The organism is Mesorhizobium sp. M5C.F.Ca.IN.020.32.2.1 (assembly GCF_004023105.1).
GTDB lineage: Bacteria > Pseudomonadota > Alphaproteobacteria > Rhizobiales > Rhizobiaceae > Mesorhizobium > Mesorhizobium wenxiniae.
This window is the reverse complement of the sequence record NZ_RZSX01001272.1, coordinates 1-1,260: the sequence shown is the minus strand read 5'-3', so window position 1 is coordinate 1,260 and position 1,260 is coordinate 1. Positions and strand designations below refer to the sequence as shown.

At 66.7% G+C, this 1,260-nt stretch carries 1 protein-coding gene and 1 pseudogene; both read left to right on the top strand.

Features of this window, described 5'->3' with window-relative positions; all coding sequences use genetic code 11:
• A partial coding sequence (locus EOA86_RS35135; RefSeq protein ID WP_164892347.1) for a beta-ketoacyl-[acyl-carrier-protein] synthase family protein occupies positions 1-1,044 on the top strand: 1,044 nt, incomplete at its 5' end.
• 81 nt (positions 1,045-1,125) lie between these two features.
• A pseudogene (locus EOA86_RS40985) lies at positions 1,126-1,260 on the top strand (glutathione S-transferase); the annotation flags it as partial.

Below are 1,260 nucleotides of genomic sequence, written 5' to 3'. Positions count from 1 at the left end.
CTTCCCGATCACGGTATCGACCGCAAGCAGGTCGTGTCGATGGATCGCTTCAGCCTGCTGGCGACGATCGCCGCGCGGGAAGCCGCGCAACAGGCTGGCTTGACCTCGCACGCAGCCAACACCTACCGGATGGGCGCCATCGTCGGCGTCGGCGTTTGCGGCTGGGAGGCGATTGAAGAGAGCTATCGCGCCATCCTGCTCGAAGGCAAGAATCGCGCCGGCATCTTCACCGTGCCGAAAGTGATGCCGGGTGCCGCGGCCGGCCATGTCAGCATGAATCTCGGCCTGCGCGGACCGGTCTTCGGCATCACCTCGGCCTGCTCCTCGTCCAACCACGCCATTGCCTCGGCTGTCGACCAGATCAGGCTCGGCCGCGCCGATATCATGCTCGCCGGCGGCACCGATGCGCCACTGGTCTGGGGCATCCTGAAAGGCTGGGAGGCGCTGCGGGTGCTGGCGCCCGACACCTGCCGGCCGTTTTCGGCCGATCGCCAGGGCCTGGTGCTCGGCGAAGGCGCCGGCATGGTTGTGCTGGAAACCTACGAGCATGCCATGGCGCGCGGCGCCACGATTCTTGCCGAAATTGCCGGCGCCGGCCTTTCCGGCGATGCCTCCGACATCGTCGCGCCGACCATCGAAGGGCCGGAGGCGGCGATGCGCTTCTGCCTCGTCGATGCCAGGCTCAACCCGGAAGACATCGACTATGTCAATGCGCATGGCACCGGCACCAAGGCCAACGACCAGATCGAGACGGCGGCGATCAAGCGCGTCTTCGGCGACCATGCCCACAGGCTGTCGATCTCCTCGACCAAATCGATGCACGCCCACTGCCTCGGCGCGTCGGGCGCGCTGGAGCTGATCGCCTGCGTGATGGCGATCCGCGAAGGCATCGTGCCGCCGACGGCCAATTTTCGCGAAACCGACGCCGATTGCGATCTCGACATCACGCCGAATGTGGCGCGCGAGCGCAAGGTGCGCGCGGCGATCAGCAACGGCTTCGCCTTCGGCGGCACCAATGCGGTGCTGGCGTTCAAGGCGGTCTGACCGCAACCGGTTCCCAGATACGGCGAGACGCGTCTTGCCACGCGCCGCGCACGCGCGAAAAATCCCCGCCCAGGAGTTTCGATGACCGACCTGTCCGCCTTTCCGATCGCCACGCGCTGGCCGGCCAGCCATCCCGACCGCATCCAGCTCTATTCGTTTCCGACGCCGAACGGGGTGAAGGTGTCGATCGCGCTGGAGGAACTCGGCCTGCCATAC